The sequence below is a fragment of the Moorena sp. SIO3I8 genome (genome assembly GCF_010692325.1).
GTDB lineage: Bacteria > Cyanobacteriota > Cyanobacteriia > Cyanobacteriales > Coleofasciculaceae > Moorena.
In genome coordinates this window covers 1-16,462 of record NZ_JAAHHW010000143.1, presented here as the reverse complement: position 1 = coordinate 16,462, position 16,462 = coordinate 1, and the positions used below count along the sequence as shown (strand labels likewise).

General features: G+C 44.2%; 16 protein-coding genes. 14 read left to right on the top strand and 2 right to left on the bottom strand.

The window, feature by feature from the left end; translation table 11 throughout:
* The 8 genes from F6K51_RS31530 to F6K51_RS31495 form a co-directional block, all read left to right on the top strand.
* Positions 1-694 (top strand): Uma2 family endonuclease (locus F6K51_RS31530; protein WP_293028109.1); only part of this gene is annotated, 694 nt, incomplete at its 5' end.
* A 16-nt stretch (positions 695-710) separates the two neighbouring features.
* The gene (locus F6K51_RS31525) at positions 711-1,880 is read left to right on the top strand and encodes a DUF58 domain-containing protein (protein ID WP_293028106.1); all 1,170 of its coding nucleotides are present in this window, start codon (positions 711-713) and stop codon (positions 1,878-1,880) included.
* 230 nt (positions 1,881-2,110) lie between these two features.
* Entirely contained in the window at positions 2,111-2,476 is a 366-nt protein-coding gene (locus F6K51_RS31520) for a ferredoxin-thioredoxin reductase catalytic domain-containing protein (protein ID WP_070395220.1), read from the top strand.
* Positions 2,473-2,904, top strand: a complete 432-nt coding sequence (locus tag F6K51_RS31515; RefSeq protein WP_293028100.1) for a DUF309 domain-containing protein — start codon at positions 2,473-2,475, stop codon at positions 2,902-2,904. The genes F6K51_RS31520 and F6K51_RS31515 overlap by 4 nt, the downstream gene beginning before the upstream one ends.
* Positions 2,905-3,102: 198 nt before the next feature.
* On the top strand, positions 3,103-3,585 hold the full coding sequence (locus F6K51_RS31510; protein ID WP_293028097.1) for an LptA/OstA family protein: 483 nt from the start codon (positions 3,103-3,105) through the stop codon (positions 3,583-3,585).
* A gap of 159 nt (positions 3,586-3,744) precedes the next feature.
* Entirely contained in the window at positions 3,745-4,473 is a 729-nt protein-coding gene (gene lptB / locus F6K51_RS31505) for an LPS export ABC transporter ATP-binding protein (RefSeq protein ID WP_293028094.1), read from the top strand.
* Between the two features lie 38 nt (positions 4,474-4,511).
* Positions 4,512-5,678: an LptF/LptG family permease gene (locus F6K51_RS31500; RefSeq protein ID WP_293028091.1), complete on the top strand. Its 1,167-nt coding sequence runs from the start codon at positions 4,512-4,514 to the stop codon at positions 5,676-5,678.
* A gap of 156 nt (positions 5,679-5,834) precedes the next feature.
* Positions 5,835-7,079, top strand: coding sequence for a hypothetical protein (locus F6K51_RS31495; protein ID WP_293028088.1), 1,245 nt, complete (start codon positions 5,835-5,837; stop codon positions 7,077-7,079).
* A 522-nt stretch (positions 7,080-7,601) separates the two neighbouring features.
* Here F6K51_RS31495 and F6K51_RS31490 read toward each other — a convergent pair.
* On the bottom strand, positions 7,602-9,026 hold the full coding sequence (locus F6K51_RS31490; RefSeq protein WP_293028086.1) for an NADP-dependent isocitrate dehydrogenase: 1,425 nt from the start codon (positions 9,024-9,026) through the stop codon (positions 7,602-7,604).
* A 681-nt stretch (positions 9,027-9,707) separates the two neighbouring features.
* Here F6K51_RS31490 and F6K51_RS31485 point away from each other — a divergent pair.
* The 6 genes from F6K51_RS31485 to F6K51_RS31460 all read left to right on the top strand — a co-directional run bounded on the left by F6K51_RS31485 (position 9,708) and on the right by F6K51_RS31460 (position 16,258).
* Positions 9,708-10,415 (top strand): response regulator transcription factor, encoded by a 708-nt coding sequence (locus tag F6K51_RS31485; protein ID WP_293028083.1) that lies wholly within the window; start codon positions 9,708-9,710, stop codon positions 10,413-10,415.
* Positions 10,416-10,795: 380 nt separating this feature from the next.
* Positions 10,796-11,284, top strand: coding sequence for an adenylyltransferase/cytidyltransferase family protein (locus F6K51_RS31480; RefSeq protein WP_071106454.1), 489 nt, complete (start codon positions 10,796-10,798; stop codon positions 11,282-11,284).
* Positions 11,285-11,807: 523 nt separating this feature from the next.
* Positions 11,808-12,545 carry a GUN4 domain-containing protein gene (locus F6K51_RS31475; protein ID WP_293028079.1) on the top strand — a complete coding sequence of 246 codons (738 nt, stop codon included), beginning with the start codon at positions 11,808-11,810 and terminating at the stop codon, positions 12,543-12,545.
* Positions 12,546-12,734: 189 nt separating this feature from the next.
* Positions 12,735-14,321 carry a GAF domain-containing sensor histidine kinase gene (locus F6K51_RS31470; protein ID WP_293028076.1) on the top strand — a complete coding sequence of 529 codons (1,587 nt, stop codon included), beginning with the start codon at positions 12,735-12,737 and terminating at the stop codon, positions 14,319-14,321.
* 320 nt (positions 14,322-14,641) lie between these two features.
* The gene (locus F6K51_RS31465; RefSeq protein WP_293028073.1) at positions 14,642-16,024 is read left to right on the top strand and encodes an IctB family putative bicarbonate transporter; all 1,383 of its coding nucleotides are present in this window, start codon (positions 14,642-14,644) and stop codon (positions 16,022-16,024) included.
* Between the two features lie 3 nt (positions 16,025-16,027).
* Positions 16,028-16,258 (top strand): hypothetical protein, encoded by a 231-nt coding sequence (locus tag F6K51_RS31460; protein ID WP_293028070.1) that lies wholly within the window; start codon positions 16,028-16,030, stop codon positions 16,256-16,258.
* Here F6K51_RS31460 and F6K51_RS31455 read toward each other — a convergent pair.
* Positions 16,245-16,462: SsrA-binding protein (locus tag F6K51_RS31455; protein ID WP_293028067.1), on the bottom strand; the 218-nt coding region annotated here is incomplete at its 5' end. The two genes, F6K51_RS31460 and F6K51_RS31455, sit on opposite strands and share 14 nt — an antisense overlap.

Below are 16,462 nucleotides of genomic sequence, written 5' to 3'. Positions count from 1 at the left end.
ACCAGTTTTACAACAAATTCATCCCGATGGACACTATGCCATTGGACAAGACTGTGGTATCTATTGGCGAGAAACTGACCCACCCGAAAAAGGAGCAGAAGCTCCTGACTGGTTTTATGTTCCCAACGTTCCGCCTAGGTTAGATGGTGAAATTCGCCGTTCCTACGTTATATGGCGAGAATATATTGCTCCTTTAATTGCTCTTGAATTTGCCAGTGGGAATGGCGAAGAAGAACGAGACAAAACTCCTCTATCCCGAAGTGAAGAAGGCAAAGTAACTAAACCAGGCAAATTTTGGGTTTATGAGCAGATTATACGCATTGCCTATTACGGCATTTATGAAATCAAAACCGGTAACTTGGAGGTCTATGAATTCCTTAAAGGTTTCTATCACAAAATGAAGCCCAACGAGCGAGGTCATTATCCCATTGAACCATTAGGAATCGAATTGGGACTGTGGCAGGGAACCTATCAAAATCAAAACCAACTCTGGTTAAGGTGGTGGGATAACCAAGGTAATCTATTGCTGATTGGTAATGAGCGGGCGGAAGTAGAACATGCACGAGCTCAAAAAGCTGAACAGGCAATCTTCGAGGCTGTGCCCCGTTTCCTGAAGATGGGACTAACAGTGGAACAGGTAGCAGAAGCCCTTAGCTTGAGTGTAGAACAGGTACGAGAACAAGTTGAGGGTTGAATAACTGTAAAAAGTCATGAGCATTATCAAACAAACCACCGAATGGTTAGAAACCAACTGGGTTAATCCTGCCTATGGAGGTTTTCTTTTAGCAGGAATTGCCATTTGTTTCTTTGGCGCTGCCACCAATACCATGGCAGGATGGCTCTATGTGATCAGTGCAATTATTTTTGCCCTACTGGTAATTGCCGTTATCTTACCAGTGCGATCGCTTAACCATCTATCAGTACGCCGACGCCCGATCTCACCGGTCAGTGTGGGAGACCAGTTAACCATTGAACTAGAAATCGAAAACCCCACCCTCCGGCCTCAAACCCTATTACAAATTCAGGATATGCTCCCACCGGAACTGGGAGCTATGACCAAAACCCCAGTAGCCAATATTCCAGCCCAAAGTGTCCATCGCTGGGTTTATTACCATCCCACCCCCAAACGAGGAGTCTATCGGTGGCACCAGGTACAATTGAGAACTGCCACACCCTTGGGATTATTTTGGTGCCGTCGCCGTCGATATGTCAGCGCTAGGGCAGTAGTTTATCCCACTGTACTTCCCCTTACTCGCTGTCCCCTAGTGGATGAAATTGGTAAAGAGGACAGTATGCAAGTCCAAAGCGATCGCAAATCTCAATCACTTAGCCAAGACCTTACCAAAGCACTACGACCTTACCGAGTTGGTGACCCTACCCGTCTGATTCACTGGCGCACCAGTGCTCGTTACGGTGAATTACTGGTACGGGAGTTAGAAGTATTGACTGGTTCTCAAGAAATTATCATCTGTCTCGATAGCTCCAGTCAATGGCATCCCGAAGACTTTGAACAAGCCGTGATTGCTGCTGCTTCTATGTACTCCTATGCTTGTCGGACTCAGCCAAATGTGAAATTATGGACACCAATAACAGGGTTATTGCACGGCAGTTCAGTAGTGTTAGAAGCCCTTGCTGCCACCCAAGCCGGAGTTGATGGGAAAGCTGAAGAGCAACCCTATTTACCCCCCTATCTACCCTTGATCTGGCTGACTCAAAATCCTCTTAGTCTTAACTCCCTACCTCCTGGGAGTCGTTGCTTACTGTGGCCAAAAGATGTATCCGTGGGGAAGCCAGTCCAACAACTTAAGCGCGATAGTTTGGGAATTGTAATTAATACGACTGAGCCCCTAAAACCCCAGTTACAGCAACCGATACAATAGCAAATAAGCTGTGGAACGCAACGGAGCTAAGGTCAGGTTGTTTGCAGTCTGGTCTGCTGATTTAGGGTAGAGCAGAGGGTTTTGGTATGTCTTAACACCAATTCAAGCGATCAAACAATTATCCTAAACTATGTTATGTATCGCTATCCCAACGATCAACAACTATCCGATTTAGGTTTAAGACAGTACGATACAATTCTAAGAACTCTTTCATAACTCAATTTTACTAAATGACTACATCACCAATAGCTAATCAAGCCAGTGATAGTAAACTGGAGGCGATGCAAAACTTTGCTCAGACTTATGCTCAGCGCACTGACACTTACTTCTGTGTTGACCCAAGCGTAACTGCTGTGGTGATTGAGGGACTTGCCAAAAACAAAGAAGAACTCGGTGCTCCCTTATGCCCTTGCCGCCATTATGAAGACAAAGAAGCAGAGGTGAAAGCTACCTTCTGGAATTGCCCTTGTGTCCCAATGCGGGAACGCAAGGAGTGCCACTGTATGTTATTTTTGACCCCGGATAACGATTTTGCGGGTGATAAGCAAGAAATTTCCCTAGACGAAATTAAAGCTGCGCGAGATAGCATGGCATGACAGCCATAGTACTACCTGAAGAATTTTGGCAGGGTGTCGATCAATTTAATCAGCAAGAGTTTTACGCTTGTCACGACACCCTTGAAGCTTTATGGATAGAAGCAGTTGAGCCGCAAAAGCGGTTTTATCAAGGCATTTTACAAATAGCTGTTGGCTGCTACCACCTAGGTAATCTAAACTGGCGTGGTGCAGTGGTTTTACTCGGTGAAGGGATCGGACGTCTCAGTAACTATCAACCAGACTATGGGGGGATTGATGTCACTGAGCTACTATCTCAAAGTGTTAATCTCCTAGAGGCATTGCAAAACGTCGGCTCAGAGCAAGTTGCTGATTTTGTTAGACAGTTAGAGGCGGCTGACAGCAATGATGTTGTAGTTGGTGGCGAAGGGGTTAGGGGTTTTCCAAAACTCAAAGGAGTTGATGGTTAACCATTAACTTGTTAACCATTATTTGTTAGCACATGCTTTGAAGGGATGAGAAACTTTGTTGGTGCCTAGTCGTCAAAACTAAAACACGTGCCTTAGAGCAAAAAGCCCATTTTAATTCCCAAGCTATGGCTGGATTTGCTTAAACTAGTAGGCAGAACAGCTTATTGGTATTCGAGATCAGTCATCACACACAACAGCATGAAGTCCGACCTTAAATATACTAACCGATTAAGGCATAATCTAGGTCTAAGATTATTCTTGCCAGTTACCTTGGTAGGTGCGATCGCATTACCAACTTTCGTTAACATCCCCCAAGCACAAGCCCAAAATAAACCATCAGCTGCTGATGGAAGTGCCTTGACGGTTCGCTCTGATGTCCAGGAAGCTAACTCCAAAACTGGCGTAGTCACAGCCCGTGGCAATGTCCAAATTAACTATCCCGCTCGCCAAATACAAGCAACTGCAGCCCAAGCCCAATACTTCAGCCGTGAGCGCCGTCTGGTTCTCAATGGCAATGTTTTTGTGTTGCAAGAGGGCAATAGTATTCAGGGAGAAACCATTACCTATTTGATTGATGAAGGACGCTTTGTAGCCCTGCCTCAACAGAATCAACAGGTAGAATCAATTTACATCGTTACAGACTCAGACAGCACCACATCACCGGCTCCAGGGCTTCCCTAGCTAAATCAACCCCTACCATCAGCCATTATGGCTTAAAAACTAGATCTTAATTGATAGAATGGCCTGCAACCACTCCTGGTCATTTCCTGGTCATTGGTCAATTACTAAGGATATCAGGATTATGGACTATTGACTAATGAGTGATTAAAGGTGCTATCTGTGAAAATATTATTAGATAATATCCATAAGTCCTATGGCAGGCGCAGTGTTGTCAGTCGTGTTCATCTTTCCGTTGCCCAAGGAGAAGTTGTAGGGTTGCTTGGTCCTAATGGTGCTGGTAAAACTACAACCTTCTACATTGCCACTGGTCTAGAAAAACCCAATCTGGGTACAGTTTGGCTAGATGATCAAGATATCACTGCCATGCCGATTAATCGGCGAGCCCAGCTAGGTATTGGTTACCTGGCTCAGGAAGCTAGTATTTTCCGCCACCTTAGTGTTCGGGACAATATTCAATTAGTCTTAGAACAAACTGGTGTGCCTCGTAGTGAGTGGCGATTAAGAATGCATTACTTACTCCAAGAGTTTCGTTTGGAAAAAGTCGCCAATACCTTAGGTAATCAAGTGTCTGGAGGAGAGAGACGTCGAACAGAACTGGCAAGAGCGTTAGCTGTTGGTTCACTTGGACCGAAGTTCTTATTCTTGGATGAGCCATTTGCTGGTGTCGATCCCATTGCTGTCTCAGAGATTCAAAAAATTATGGCTCGATTACGCGATCGCCAAATGGGAATTCTGGTGACTGACCACAATGTAAGAGAAACCCTAGCGATTACTGACCGCGCCTACATTATGCGAGAAGGACAAATCCTGGCTGCCGGAAGTGCTGAAGAACTTTATGATAATCCTCTAGTACGTAAGTATTACTTAGGGACAGGGTTTCAACGATAACAGAAGCTATTAAAAATTAATTTAGTGATTAGCAAATCATGAAATTTGGTAAATCCAAGTCCATCATTGCACTAATGCCTGGCTTATCAGTGATGGATCGCTACATCGTATTTGAGCTAATCCCACCACTGCTGTTTGGTATTGGTGCTTTTTCATCACTGGGTGTAGCTATTGGAACCCTATTTGAGTTGGTTCGCAAAGTTACTGAAGCAGGATTACCACTGGGAATTGCACTTCAAGTGCTACTGTTGCAGATACCCCAGTTTATTTCCTATGCTTTACCAATGTCGATGCTCCTAGCTGCTCTGATGGCATACTCTCGCCTCAGCAGCGATAGTGAGTTGATTGCCATGCGCAGCTTTGGCGTAAGCATCTACCGACTCGTAATACCTGCTGTAGTGGTGAGTTTGCTCGTTACAAGTCTGACATTTGTATTTAATGAATTAGTGGTTCCTGCGGCTAACTACCAGTCCAAAATCACCTTAGACAAAGCGCTTAAAAAAGAAAGACCATCCTTTCAGGAAAGGAACATCTTTTATCCCGAATATCAAAAAGTCAAGCTACCCAATGGCAAAAAAGTTAACAAAATTAAGCGTTGGTTCTACGCCGAGCAATTTGATGGTAAGCAGATGAGAGGCTTGACAATTTTAGACTTTTCTCAGACCGGTCTAGAACAAATTGTCACCTCTCAATCTGCCGTTTGGAACCCAACTGAAAATCTCTGGGATTTTATAGATGGCACCATCTATATTATATCTCCCGATGCTTCTTACCGCAATATCCTCAGATTTGAAAAACAAAAGCTACAACTTCCTAGAACACCTTTGGATTTGGCCAAAAAAAATCGTGACTATGGTGAAATGAACATTGCTCAGTCTCTAGAGCGTTTGGAGGTATTACGCCATAGTGGTAATGCTAAAAAAATTCGTAAACTTAGGATCAGAATTCAACAAAAAATTTCTTTTCCCTTTGTTTGTCTAGTTTTTGGTTTAGTGGGAGCTTCCTTGGGAACTCGTCCTCAACGTACAGGTAAAGCAACCAGTTTCGGCATTAGTGTTTTAGTAATTTTTTCTTACTACTTATTAGGGTTTATCACCAATGCCCTAGGTCTAGTTAACATTTTCTCTCCTGTTATGGCAGCCTGGTTGCCCAATTTATTTGGACTAGGTGCTGGAGGATTGTTGTTATATAGAGCTGCGCGATAAGTAGGCTAGATAGACAGGTGGTTATTGTTGCTAATTGTAAATTGCTAATTGTAAATTGCTAATTGTAAATTGCTAATTGTAAACCTGAATCGGTTGATTAGAGGCTAGCATCAAGTTACAGCGAAGCTGAAATGTCTAACATCGTTGAAACGTGCCATGTCTTCTCGTCATCAACCTCCTGCCTACCTCCGCTATTGGAAAGCTCAACTACAACCTTTGGGACGACCAGCATTTTGGGGAGCAGCTGTCTTGTTATCCCTAATGTTGTGGTTTCTCCGGGAATACTGGAACCATCCAGAATTGTTAAGGGCAATTGGGATCAATCAAGTGGCTGAAACTGATACTCCCACCTTTGAACCAACCCTGTCTTCTGAAGATGATGAACTAGCGGCAAGGTTAGCTGATATTGATAATTCTGCCGTGCTATTAGCAGAGCTCGAAGCCCTAAGTGCTATATCAGTACCACCACAGCAAACCAAGAAAGGCAAAAAGTCTAAAACCAAAAATTCAGAAGGGTTATTTACTCAAGTTATTCAGCAGACAAAAGCTAACTCCCAAGCAAAATCACCTTTGCTAAACCCAAACTTCCAACCTCAGCAGTCCTCAAAAGCCAGAAATCCCTTTGCTACATCTACAAACGATTTGTTTAATATCCCTCCCGTTCCTGGGAGTGACTTACTGAGCAATCCTAACTCTGTTAATCAGAGATCTTTATCCTCAAGCACACTGAACCAGACTAATTCTGTGTTGGGGTTGGGTTCCCTCAATTCCCTCTACACTAATCCAACACAGTTACCAGTCAGCCCTTTACAGGAAGCCTTGAATAGGCTTAATGCTGCTAAGTCTGTTACCGGTAATCGCAAAGCTCAACTACCTGCTAACATCTTTCCTTCAAATATCTCCTATGGAAACAGGGGAGTTCTCGAACAACGGAACTCAGGAACTCAGGAAATTAAAGCTAGGGGCGGGATACCGTTGACGGCAACTGGGAATCAAGCATTACCGACTCCCTCCTATCCAGGACAAATTACCTATCCTGGGGTAACAACACCAGGTGTAACCGGCAACAGGACTTTCTCGACCACACCCACAACAGCTCCTTCTCCAGGACAAATTAATTATCCTGGAGTCAATCTACCTCGAACAAGGAACGATAGAACTTTTCCGACAACACCTACAGTTCCTCTCAATTCCAACACCTACTCTACTCCATTCCGGCAAGCTACCGGTGTAACAACGGCAGCACCTCTTAGACCAGTAGCACCGCAAGGAACAAGTAAATTGGGGCAATTTTCTACCCAGTCTACTAGTCAAAATCAGTTTTTCAATCAGCGTCGCTTAAAGTCTAAGCTTGAACCAAGTCAGCTGAGGCGACGTGACATACTCCCGAAGCTGCCCTAACGGGACAGCGCGGGATTCTTACCAACTCCAGCTATTGCCATCGGGCTTTGCCCGACGCGGGGCGCGTTCGGATACAAGGCCTTTGGCCACGCTACGCGAACGATAAGCTTTATTAACGACACGGTCAGAAGTTACCGCAAGAATAGGGTTTGAAGTTACGGTAAGACAGGGTCGCCTTTATGGTCGGCAGGCTATGGGTAAAAGGGTTAAGGCTATTGTTATAAGGCGACCCTGTCTAAGGCGCGCGTCTCTGGCCTTTATGGTTAGTCGGTTATGCGTAAAGGGTTAAAACTTTATGATTAAGGCTGCCCTATTCTAAGGTTTCGTCTCCGGGATGCCCCGACCCGCCGGAACAATACAAAAAAAAGTTCTATTTTCAGTTGGTAGGTGGCGATTAGCTCTTAATTTGTTTTCCCTACCATTGTTAATATATCACATTGGCATTTCGACGTTCCGACCCTTGTCCCGCGCTTCCCATACGACACTTACCCAATGAAGGAAAAGTGCGGGGCTTCTCGAGGTTTAGCTAAAATATTTAATGATTGCCTCAGCAAACTCAGAACACTTCAGGGGAGGTTCTACGGGTGGAGTCATCATCCGGGCTAGGTCATAAGTAACTTCCCGGTTAGCGATCGCATCTGATATCCCCTTCTTAATCAAATCAGCAGCTTCTTGCCAACCCATATACTCTAGCATCATCACTCCTGATAAAATCACAGAGCCTGGATTTACCCGGTCTAGACCCGCATGTTTGGGAGCTGTGCCATGGGTGGCTTCAAAAATCGCACACGTGTCACCAATATTCGCTCCTGGACCCATACCTAATCCACCAACCATAGCAGCAGCAGCATCGGATAGGTAATCACCATTAAGATTCATTGTGGCCAAAATAGAGTATTCCGCTGGTCGAGTCTGGATTTGTTGGAAAATGCTGTCCGCAATCCGGTCATTGACCATCACCTTATCTTGCCATTGACCTTGCCCATGGGTGTCCCAGATGGAATTAAGGACATTTTCCACTTCCTGGATCACTTTCCCCTGTTTTTCTGGGGTCAAGGCATCATAACCCGGTTCAATCGCGCGAGCATTCTCTTCCAGGGTAATATCAGGATTTTGCTCTTTGTTGCTCAGAATCCAAGATTCCCGTTCAGTTACAGATTCTGCTCGAAACTCTGTGGTTGCTAGTTCATAACCCCAGTCCCGGAACGCGCCTTCGGTGTACTTCATAATATTCCCCTTATGTACCAAAGTCACCATCTGCTTAGGCTTAGGTAGCCTGAGGGCATGTTGGATGGCGCGGCGCACTAAACGCTGGGAGCCAGTTTTACTGATGGGTTTAATGCCAATACCAGCATCTAAGGGAATCTGTTTTGTGCCATGTTCTGGAGTCGCTGGGATTAGATCCTGATTGAGTAAAGTAATCAATTTTTCAGCAACTTCGCTTCCTTTGGGCCATTCAATACCCAAGTAGATATCTTCTGTATTTTCCCGATAGACAATCACATCCAGTTTCTCTGGAGTTTTGTGGGGAGAGGGGGTTCCTGGGTAGTACTTACAGGGACGCACACAGGCATAAAGGTCATTAATTTGCCGCAGGGCGACATTGAGAGAGCGTATACCACCACCCACAGGAGTTGTCAAGGGTCCTTTGATAGCAATGCCGTATTCTTTGATGGCATTTAGGGTGTCTTGGGGTAAATACTGATAAGTACCGTACTTTTCGCAAGCTTCGTCACCGGCGTAGATTTTAAACCAGCTGATGCTGCGCTTGGCACCATAGGCGCATTGGACCGATGCATCAATTACCTTCTGGGCAGCTGGCCAGATATCAACGCCAGTACCATCTCCGCGAATAAACGGAATAATTGGGTTGTCAGGAACAATGGGTTGACCATCCTTGTAGGTAATGGCAGAACCAGTCTGGCAAGGGGAAATTTTCTCGTACATAAAGTAGTTTTAATGAATTTCAGATGGAAGTTGGCAATAGACTTATAGTCAGAAAACTACCAGATCTACTGCACTGGGGTTGAGACATTAAGCTTTTTTGCTGATTAACCCCAGGTAAATGGTAGTTTACGTAAGTTCTATCCATAGGGGGATGGCAAAAACTATACTATAGTTAAGCTTCTCATTAAGATAATTACTACTTGACAGGACAAGAGTGGCAGAAAGAGCAGGTAGTTGTTGAGCTTTCTTCCCGAAAATTCCCATTTCTGGGTATTAGCATGAGTGAACGTAGTTCAAGTTCAAAGCTTTGATGAAGTTATTACACCATGGCTCAACTGTTTTAAATCAGCCTTTATGCTGAAATAGGGGTTCTATAGCTTAAGTTCTCCTGTAATAGGAAGGTGTTCAACTGTTTTACAACAGTCAGCCAAGGCTGCTTTGTGCAGCGCCATCGCTCCTAAAAAATTGCTTGGGTGATGTGTCAATAGTTAGGGCTTCAACACCGAAACTTACAGTGTTATTAGCATAGATTCTGCCTATGGTCAATCGAATTACGATCAAAAGATATGGTGTATTGTTTGTCTGAGTGGGCCTTTCACAGACTTCCAGCCAGATGGCAGCAGCATCAATTCATGACCAATTGGCAGGAGTGTTTGTATAAAAGGTGGCTCCAGAAAGAATATGAAAAAGATTTTAGTTGTTGACGATGATAAAACCCTGCTAACTCTTTTGAAGCGCTACCTGGAACATCGAGGATACCAGGTAGAACAAGTGTGTTCGGGAACTGAAGCCTTGGAAGCTTGTCTCAAAAATCCACCGGATTTGGTAGTTTCTGATGTGCTGATGCCGGAGATGGATGGGCTAGAGTTTTGCCGTCGTCTGAGAAACATTCCCAATGGTAGGCTGATGCCATTTATTTTTTTGTCTAGCAAAGCAGAATTAGAAGACCGTATTAATGGTCATTCTATGGGAGCAGATGATTACTTAACTAAACCCGTTGCTCCCAGAGAACTAGAGGCAAAAATCGAAGCACTGCTAGAGCGCTCGCACCGTATCCATGCTGAAATTGTTCGGTTGATGCAAGCTACTGCGATAGCTCCTGGCCATCTAGCTAACCAATTATCAACACCAACAGCTGTTGATAATTCTAAGACTTTTGCTCAGGTAGGGGCAAAACCTCAACCTCTACCCTTGACACCAGCAGAAGAACGAGTATTTTGGCAAGTTATTCAGGGGCTAACCAACAAAGAAATAAGCGATCGCCTATTTATCAGCCCTCGTACTGTTCAGACTCACCTCAGTAGCATACTCCATAAGTTGAAACTACATAATCGTAGCCAATTGGTGCGCTTTGCCTATGAGCAGGGATACAAAAGGCCTAAGGAGTAGACATGGGGCAAAATCGGGTTTATTGGTCAATCTTCGATTTTGACAGAGCTGCCTTGTATTTATACTTCCAACAGACATCAACTGAGCTTTTATTTAAGTATCAGCTATCACCAATGAGTATAATAGTATTGATAGTATTGGTAGTTGAGCTTCCCAGCTTAATAAATCCCTCAAAAGATACACTAGCATAGCTTGGGGAATCTGTAAACCTCCCTGACCCTCTTGGTAAAAAATCCAATCAACATGGTAAACAGTAAAGTATAAATCAACTACTTTGGGGCGAGGGAGGTAGCCTTGGTAGTAGGTAAACCTACTACTGGAGTAAGTCCTTTTAACTCAGCACTGTCTGGCTGATGCACTCAGAAATATTTTCAAGTTAGATGACTGGAATCTACACTGCCGATGAATTACAACAGCTGATCACCCACGAGTCAGAGCGATGGCGACCACTGGTATTTACTAATGGGTGTTTTGATCTACTACACATTGGTCATGTGCGTTACTTAAAGATTGCCAAATCCTTGGGTTCATCTCTAGTGGTGGGGCTAAATAGTGATCAATCAGTAAACCGCATTAAACCATCACAGCCAGGATATCCTCCCCGACCACTGGTTCCTGAAATACAGAGGGCAGAAATTCTGGCAACTCTCAAACCCGTAGATGGGGTAGTGATTTTTGCTGAAACCACAGCTACTCGTTTAATTGAAGCATTGCAACCAGAGGTGTATGTTAAAGGGGGTGACTACAGTCTATCGACTTTACCAGAAGCCCCGATTGTTCAATCCTACGGGGGGCGGATTGAGTTAGTCCAGGTTGAATTTCCTACCTCCACTACTCAAATCATTAACCGCATTCTTCAGGCTCGATAAGCACGTGAGAATAGAGAATGGTTGAAATTTGATAAGTTGTTGTGGGTGTAAATTGATTATTTGTCAATTTTGGAAAAAACTTTTCATACCCTCGGGTGTTGTCTCTCCGTCGCGGGTGTCTCCCTATCTACTTCAGTATAGGCACCCTTAAATTAGCCATGATAGCACGCTTACATTAGGTACTAAGCACGCTTACACCCTTAACTATTAACCATTAACCATTAACCATTAAACCAACACCTAACCCCTAACCCCTAACAATTAACCTGCAAGTTAATTGTTCGAGCAGCTTAGGAGTAAAGCACCGAAGCGAGACAATTGACGGACTACGATCGGTGAAATTTTGGCAAAAGTTCTTCATCGTAAAAGGTTTAAGGTTAGACCATTATAAGCTTGAAGGTTGTATACAAGCGGTCCGGTGCCGTAGTCTAGGTTAAAAGCATGAACTTGCTTGACTCTCGACTTTAAAACCTATCATATTCAACTTCAACCTTCTTGAGTGCAACCTCAAACCCTACCCTTCATGAGCGATCAAACGGCCCCTTTCCCAGCAGAAGTCTCTAACACAGTTGCCGAACTCCAGCGCCAGCTAAAGTCTAGTTCTGAAAAAAAACAACAGGCTTTGATTCAGGAACTTGCCAGCACTGGCACTGCCGGGTTAGACGTGTTAATGGAATTTTTACAGGAGCAACGTGCCAACCCGACTATCCTCAGTGCTGGTTTTGCCTATCAAGCCCTCCATCAAGCCAATATCCCCAAAACCAATGAATTTCTGCAAACCTATTTTCCTACTGGGGTTGTACCCCTACGTTCTGAAGCAGGCATTGATTACACACCCGTGCAACAGCTGCTAGTTAAACAAGACTTTCTCGCAGCTGACCGTCTTACTCTCGAAAAACTCTGTGAGTTAGCAGGAGCTGCTGCTCTACAGAGAAGATGGTTGTATTTTTCGGAAGTAGACAATTTCCCGATTACGGATTTGCAAACTATTGATATCTTGTGGCTTATTCACTCTCAAGGCAAATTTGGATTTTCTGTGCAGCGGGAGCTTTGGTTGTCTTTGGGCAAGAACTGGGAAAAACTTTGGCCAAAAATTGGTTGGAAAACTGGCAATCGCTGGACCCGATATCCCCATGAGTTTATCTGGGATCTCAGTGCACCAAAAGGTCATTTGCCTCTTTCCAATCAGCTCAGAGGTGTTCGGGTATTTTCCTCTTTGCTTTCTCATCCAGCTTGGTCTACTCGGACATCACTCCCATAAGCGGTCAGGAACGAAAAAAACACAAAAATGCTTCTGATACCGAAAAATTTGGCATTATTTAAGCATTTATTTTCCTGAGAATTTGTTTACTTCACTACTCTATCTGGGAACCTTAAGTGTTGTGGGTAGCACTACAGTCGCCAGTGGACTGTGGTGCTACCAAAGGTAACCATGGGGAATGGGTTGGTTATGGGAAAAGAAAATCAACTTTTTTGTACTCTGGATGGTTTGAATCCTAAAGAACGGGAAAAAAAACGACTGAAAACTCTTCGGGATTTAGGTCTACTCGAAGCAGAAACAGTACCAGTTTTCGACGAGGCAACTCAGACTACTGCCCGATTTTTAGATGTGCCTATCTGCATTTTGGGCTTTATGGTACAAATGCAACAGCACATCAAATCAGCTGTGGGATTATCTAGAATCGGGCTAATGAATCGAGTGGCACAGTCCCGTCAGTTGCCCCGTAGTGAATGCTTTTGTAGCTATGTAGTAGATAGTCATCAAATGTTGGCGATTAATGATACAGTCACCAACCCTGTCTTTGCTAGTAGTGTACTGGTTCACCACTACGGTATCCGTTCTTACTTAGGTGCACCACTGTTAACTGCTGATGGAGAGTGTTTAGGTACCCTAGCAGTTATGGATTTAGTACCTCGCAATTTTACCACCAAAGATTATGAGTTTTTGGCAATTACGGCTCGTTGGAGTCTCAGTGAATTTGAGCGGAATCATTTTTTGAAAAAAGAGCGTGACCGCTTTGTTCACTGGCTACCCAACTCTTCAACAGAGCCTCAGCACTCTCAGGAATTCGAGTCTGATCCGGAAACTTCTAGCCCTAGGAATCTCTCTCTAGATGGGATAGCTGGTTTTAACTCAGTTCACACCATTAAGTACAAATTACTAACTCAGCTGACACAGGAATTGCGCACACCTCTAACATCGATTATGGGAATGGCTAGTGTATTAAGTCGCCAAGTTTATGGGTCTTTGACTGATAAACAAAAAGAATATCTAGAAATTGTTTATTGCAGTGGTCGTCAGCTGGTATTGATGGTTGATGAAATTCTTTGCTTGGGAATTTTTGAGGAAAACAGCGAACAACTAAATTTAACTGCTGTAGATATTGAAATGCTCTGTCAACAAGCAATTAACAATTTAGCACAGATAGCGCAGCAACATCAACAAAAGTTGCATCTATCTGTAGAGCCAGGTAATCGCATCTGGTTTCTGGATAAAGAAAAGGTGCGACAAATGCTATATTACCTTATATTCAGTGTGATTTACTCGGCTGAGGCAGGGGGTGAAGTACGCATCCATGTCTCTCGAAAAACTGATTTGGAGAGGGCTAATGTCGTGTCTTTGAAAATCGCGGTTTGGGTTTCTCACCCCTGGCTCGGAGATGGTCTACCTCAGATGTACGGACAAATTTCTGAGTTACCGTTACAATCCCCCTCAGCAGCAGCAGCGGTTGCTAATGCTTTAGAAACCCCATTCATTACTGAAGCACTGGGAATCAGTGAACTACCTTCGAGTTCTAACTTCCTCTGTGACAATCAGTTTTTATCCAGTTCTTTTGATCCAGAAACTACTAGTTGGGGTTCTGAATCGGAAAAAAGACCTCAGAATAGTGAATCTCGTGAAAGTTTAGGGCTATTACTAAGCTGCCATTTAGCTAAACGCCATAGAGGAAAAATTTCTGTTCAAGGTTTGCCAGAGTTAGGGTATCGCTACGTGATTACTTTACCTAAATTAGAGTCTCCTGATCAAAACTGTTAAACCACTGTTCCGATTCATTGACTCCTATGTTAAACTAATATAGGCAACGGTACTGTCAAGGTGATATAGCCATCAGACCTAGACCGTATTTATCAAAAAAACTCATAAGTAGAAGACTAACGGCTGATCAGGGTTGCTCAGTTAAGAAATTGTTTAATTTTGCTTAGTCTTTGTGAAGTGGTCGATAGCAAAAGTGCTAAAGACCCCCTGAGAACACCAGCTTTTCGGGAAGCGTCGAAAAGTTTTTTAGTATTTGGTGAATGAATCCTGATCTAAAATCAAAGATTATAGATAGGGTGGGTTCAAATAAAAAATAGACAATGAATTCAGCATGGGCTAAGTTTACTCTCTCAAATTTACAGCTGTATCGGTGGCGAGGCACTAGCTATTTGTATCGCCTGGTGGGACTCCTAGATGCTTGGCGTCAGAGTAGCTTGCTCCTACAGTGGTCTGACCCAATAGGAGCGATGATAGTTGCTATGGTGTTCGGTTTAGCTCCTTTTGTGTCCAATGCTCTAGTAGGCATCTTGTTAATTGCAAGTGCAGGGTTCTGGGTATTGCTAACCCTATCTGATGATACAGGAAAGCCCAAGGTAAGCCCCATTCATCTGTTAGTTTTCTTCTACTGGAGTGTTGCCACTATAGCCACCGCACTCTCTCCTGTGAAAGGTGCTGCCTGTAGTGGTTTGGTGAAATTAACCCTTTATTTGTTGTTTTTTGCCCTGATGGCAAGGGTATTGCGTTCCGGTCGGCTTCGTAGCTGGATTATTACCCTGTTTCTCCATATATCACTCATTGTCAGTATTTACGGCTTGCGGCAGTGGTTTTTTGGGGCTGAAGCATTAGCTACCTGGGTAGACCCCACTTCAGCAGCAGCAAAACTGACGCGGGTCTATAGTTATCTGGGCAACCCGAATTTACTAGCTGGTTATCTGATCCCAGCAGTAGCATTGAGTTTAGCAGCAGTATTTGTCTGGCAGGGTTTGCTCCCCAAAGCCTTAGCACTGACGATGGTGGTCGTGAATTCAGTTTGTCTAGTGCTAACCTTTAGTCGGGGTGGATGGATTGGTTTTGTTGTTTGTATTTTCGTCTTCTTGATCCTGCTGGTGTATTGGTACAGTGTACAGTTGCCCCCTAAATTACGCCCTTGGGCAATGCCAGCGCTATTAAGCAGTTGTGCTGGGGTGATGCTTCTCGCAGTCATGTTTGTTCCAGCTATACGCGATCGCATTGCTAGTATTTTTGTTGGTCGGGAAGATAGTAGTAACAACTTCCGCATGAATGTTTGGTCTGCTGTGGTGGACATGATTCGTGACCGACCCATCATTGGCATTGGTCCAGGTAACAACGCCTTCAACAAAATCTATCCCCTTTTCCAACGCCCGAAATATACCGCCCTCAGTGCCTATTCCATTTTCCTAGAAACTGCCGTAGAAATGGGTTTGATCGGGATGTTATGTTTCTTGTGGTTGCTGATGGTCACTATAAACCAAGGTATGCAACAACTGAGTCGTCTGAGAAATTTAGCTAACCGTCAGGGATTTTGGCTGATGGGAGCCATTGCCACCATGTCAGGAATGCTCGCCCATGGTCTGGTAGATACCGTTTGGTACCGTCCTCAAGTACAGACCCTATGGTGGCTAGTTGTCGCCATTATTGCCAGTTTCTATGTCAATCCCAATTCTGAGTCCTCAAAAGTTTAAAATTTGCAGGTTGCTTTGAAGGTTGCAGGTTACAAGTTACCAAGGTTGAAGGTTGCTAGTTTTGTGCTAAACAAACAACTTTCAACCCTCCAACCTCCAACCTACCCTACGGGAACGCCAAAGGCGAACAACCTCCAACCTGCCCTACGGGAACGCCAAAGGCGAACAACCCTCCAACCTACCAATCTACCCTTCACCGAAAGCCAAAGGGCAACAACCTTCAATAACGTTTAATAGCCCGTGCCATATCTCGCTGATCCTGACGCCTCTTGATCGTCTCTCGCTTATCATGGAGCTTTTTCCCTCTGCCTAAACCAATGCTGACTTTAACTAAGCCGCGCTTCAAATAAATCTTTAAGGGGACAAGGGTTAAACCTTGCTGTTCTAATTTACCGGTGAGCTTATTGATTTCCTTACGGTGCAGCAGTAGTTTTCGGC

Excerpts from the sequence above, each read along its gene's own strand:
- F6K51_RS31465 (WP_293028073.1), top strand. The coding sequence starts at position 14,642 with ATGAATTCAGCATGGGCTAAGTTTACTCTCTCAAATTTACAGCTGTAT.
- F6K51_RS31475 (WP_293028079.1), top strand. The coding sequence starts at position 11,808 with ATGAGCGATCAAACGGCCCCTTTCCCAGCAGAAGTCTCTAACACAGTT.
- F6K51_RS31525 (WP_293028106.1), top strand. The coding sequence starts at position 711 with ATGAGCATTATCAAACAAACCACCGAATGGTTAGAAACCAACTGGGTT.
- F6K51_RS31495 (WP_293028088.1), top strand. The coding sequence starts at position 5,835 with ATGTCTTCTCGTCATCAACCTCCTGCCTACCTCCGCTATTGGAAAGCT.
- F6K51_RS31520 (WP_070395220.1), top strand. The coding sequence starts at position 2,111 with ATGACTACATCACCAATAGCTAATCAAGCCAGTGATAGTAAACTGGAG.
- F6K51_RS31470 (WP_293028076.1), top strand. The coding sequence starts at position 12,735 with ATGGGAAAAGAAAATCAACTTTTTTGTACTCTGGATGGTTTGAATCCT.
- F6K51_RS31480 (WP_071106454.1), top strand. The coding sequence starts at position 10,796 with ATGACTGGAATCTACACTGCCGATGAATTACAACAGCTGATCACCCAC.
- F6K51_RS31490 (WP_293028086.1), bottom strand. The coding sequence starts at position 9,026 with ATGTACGAGAAAATTTCCCCTTGCCAGACTGGTTCTGCCATTACCTAC.
- F6K51_RS31510 (WP_293028097.1), top strand. The coding sequence starts at position 3,103 with ATGAAGTCCGACCTTAAATATACTAACCGATTAAGGCATAATCTAGGT.
- F6K51_RS31515 (WP_293028100.1), top strand. The coding sequence starts at position 2,473 with ATGACAGCCATAGTACTACCTGAAGAATTTTGGCAGGGTGTCGATCAA.
- F6K51_RS31485 (WP_293028083.1), top strand. The coding sequence starts at position 9,708 with ATGAAAAAGATTTTAGTTGTTGACGATGATAAAACCCTGCTAACTCTT.
- F6K51_RS31500 (WP_293028091.1), top strand. The coding sequence starts at position 4,512 with ATGAAATTTGGTAAATCCAAGTCCATCATTGCACTAATGCCTGGCTTA.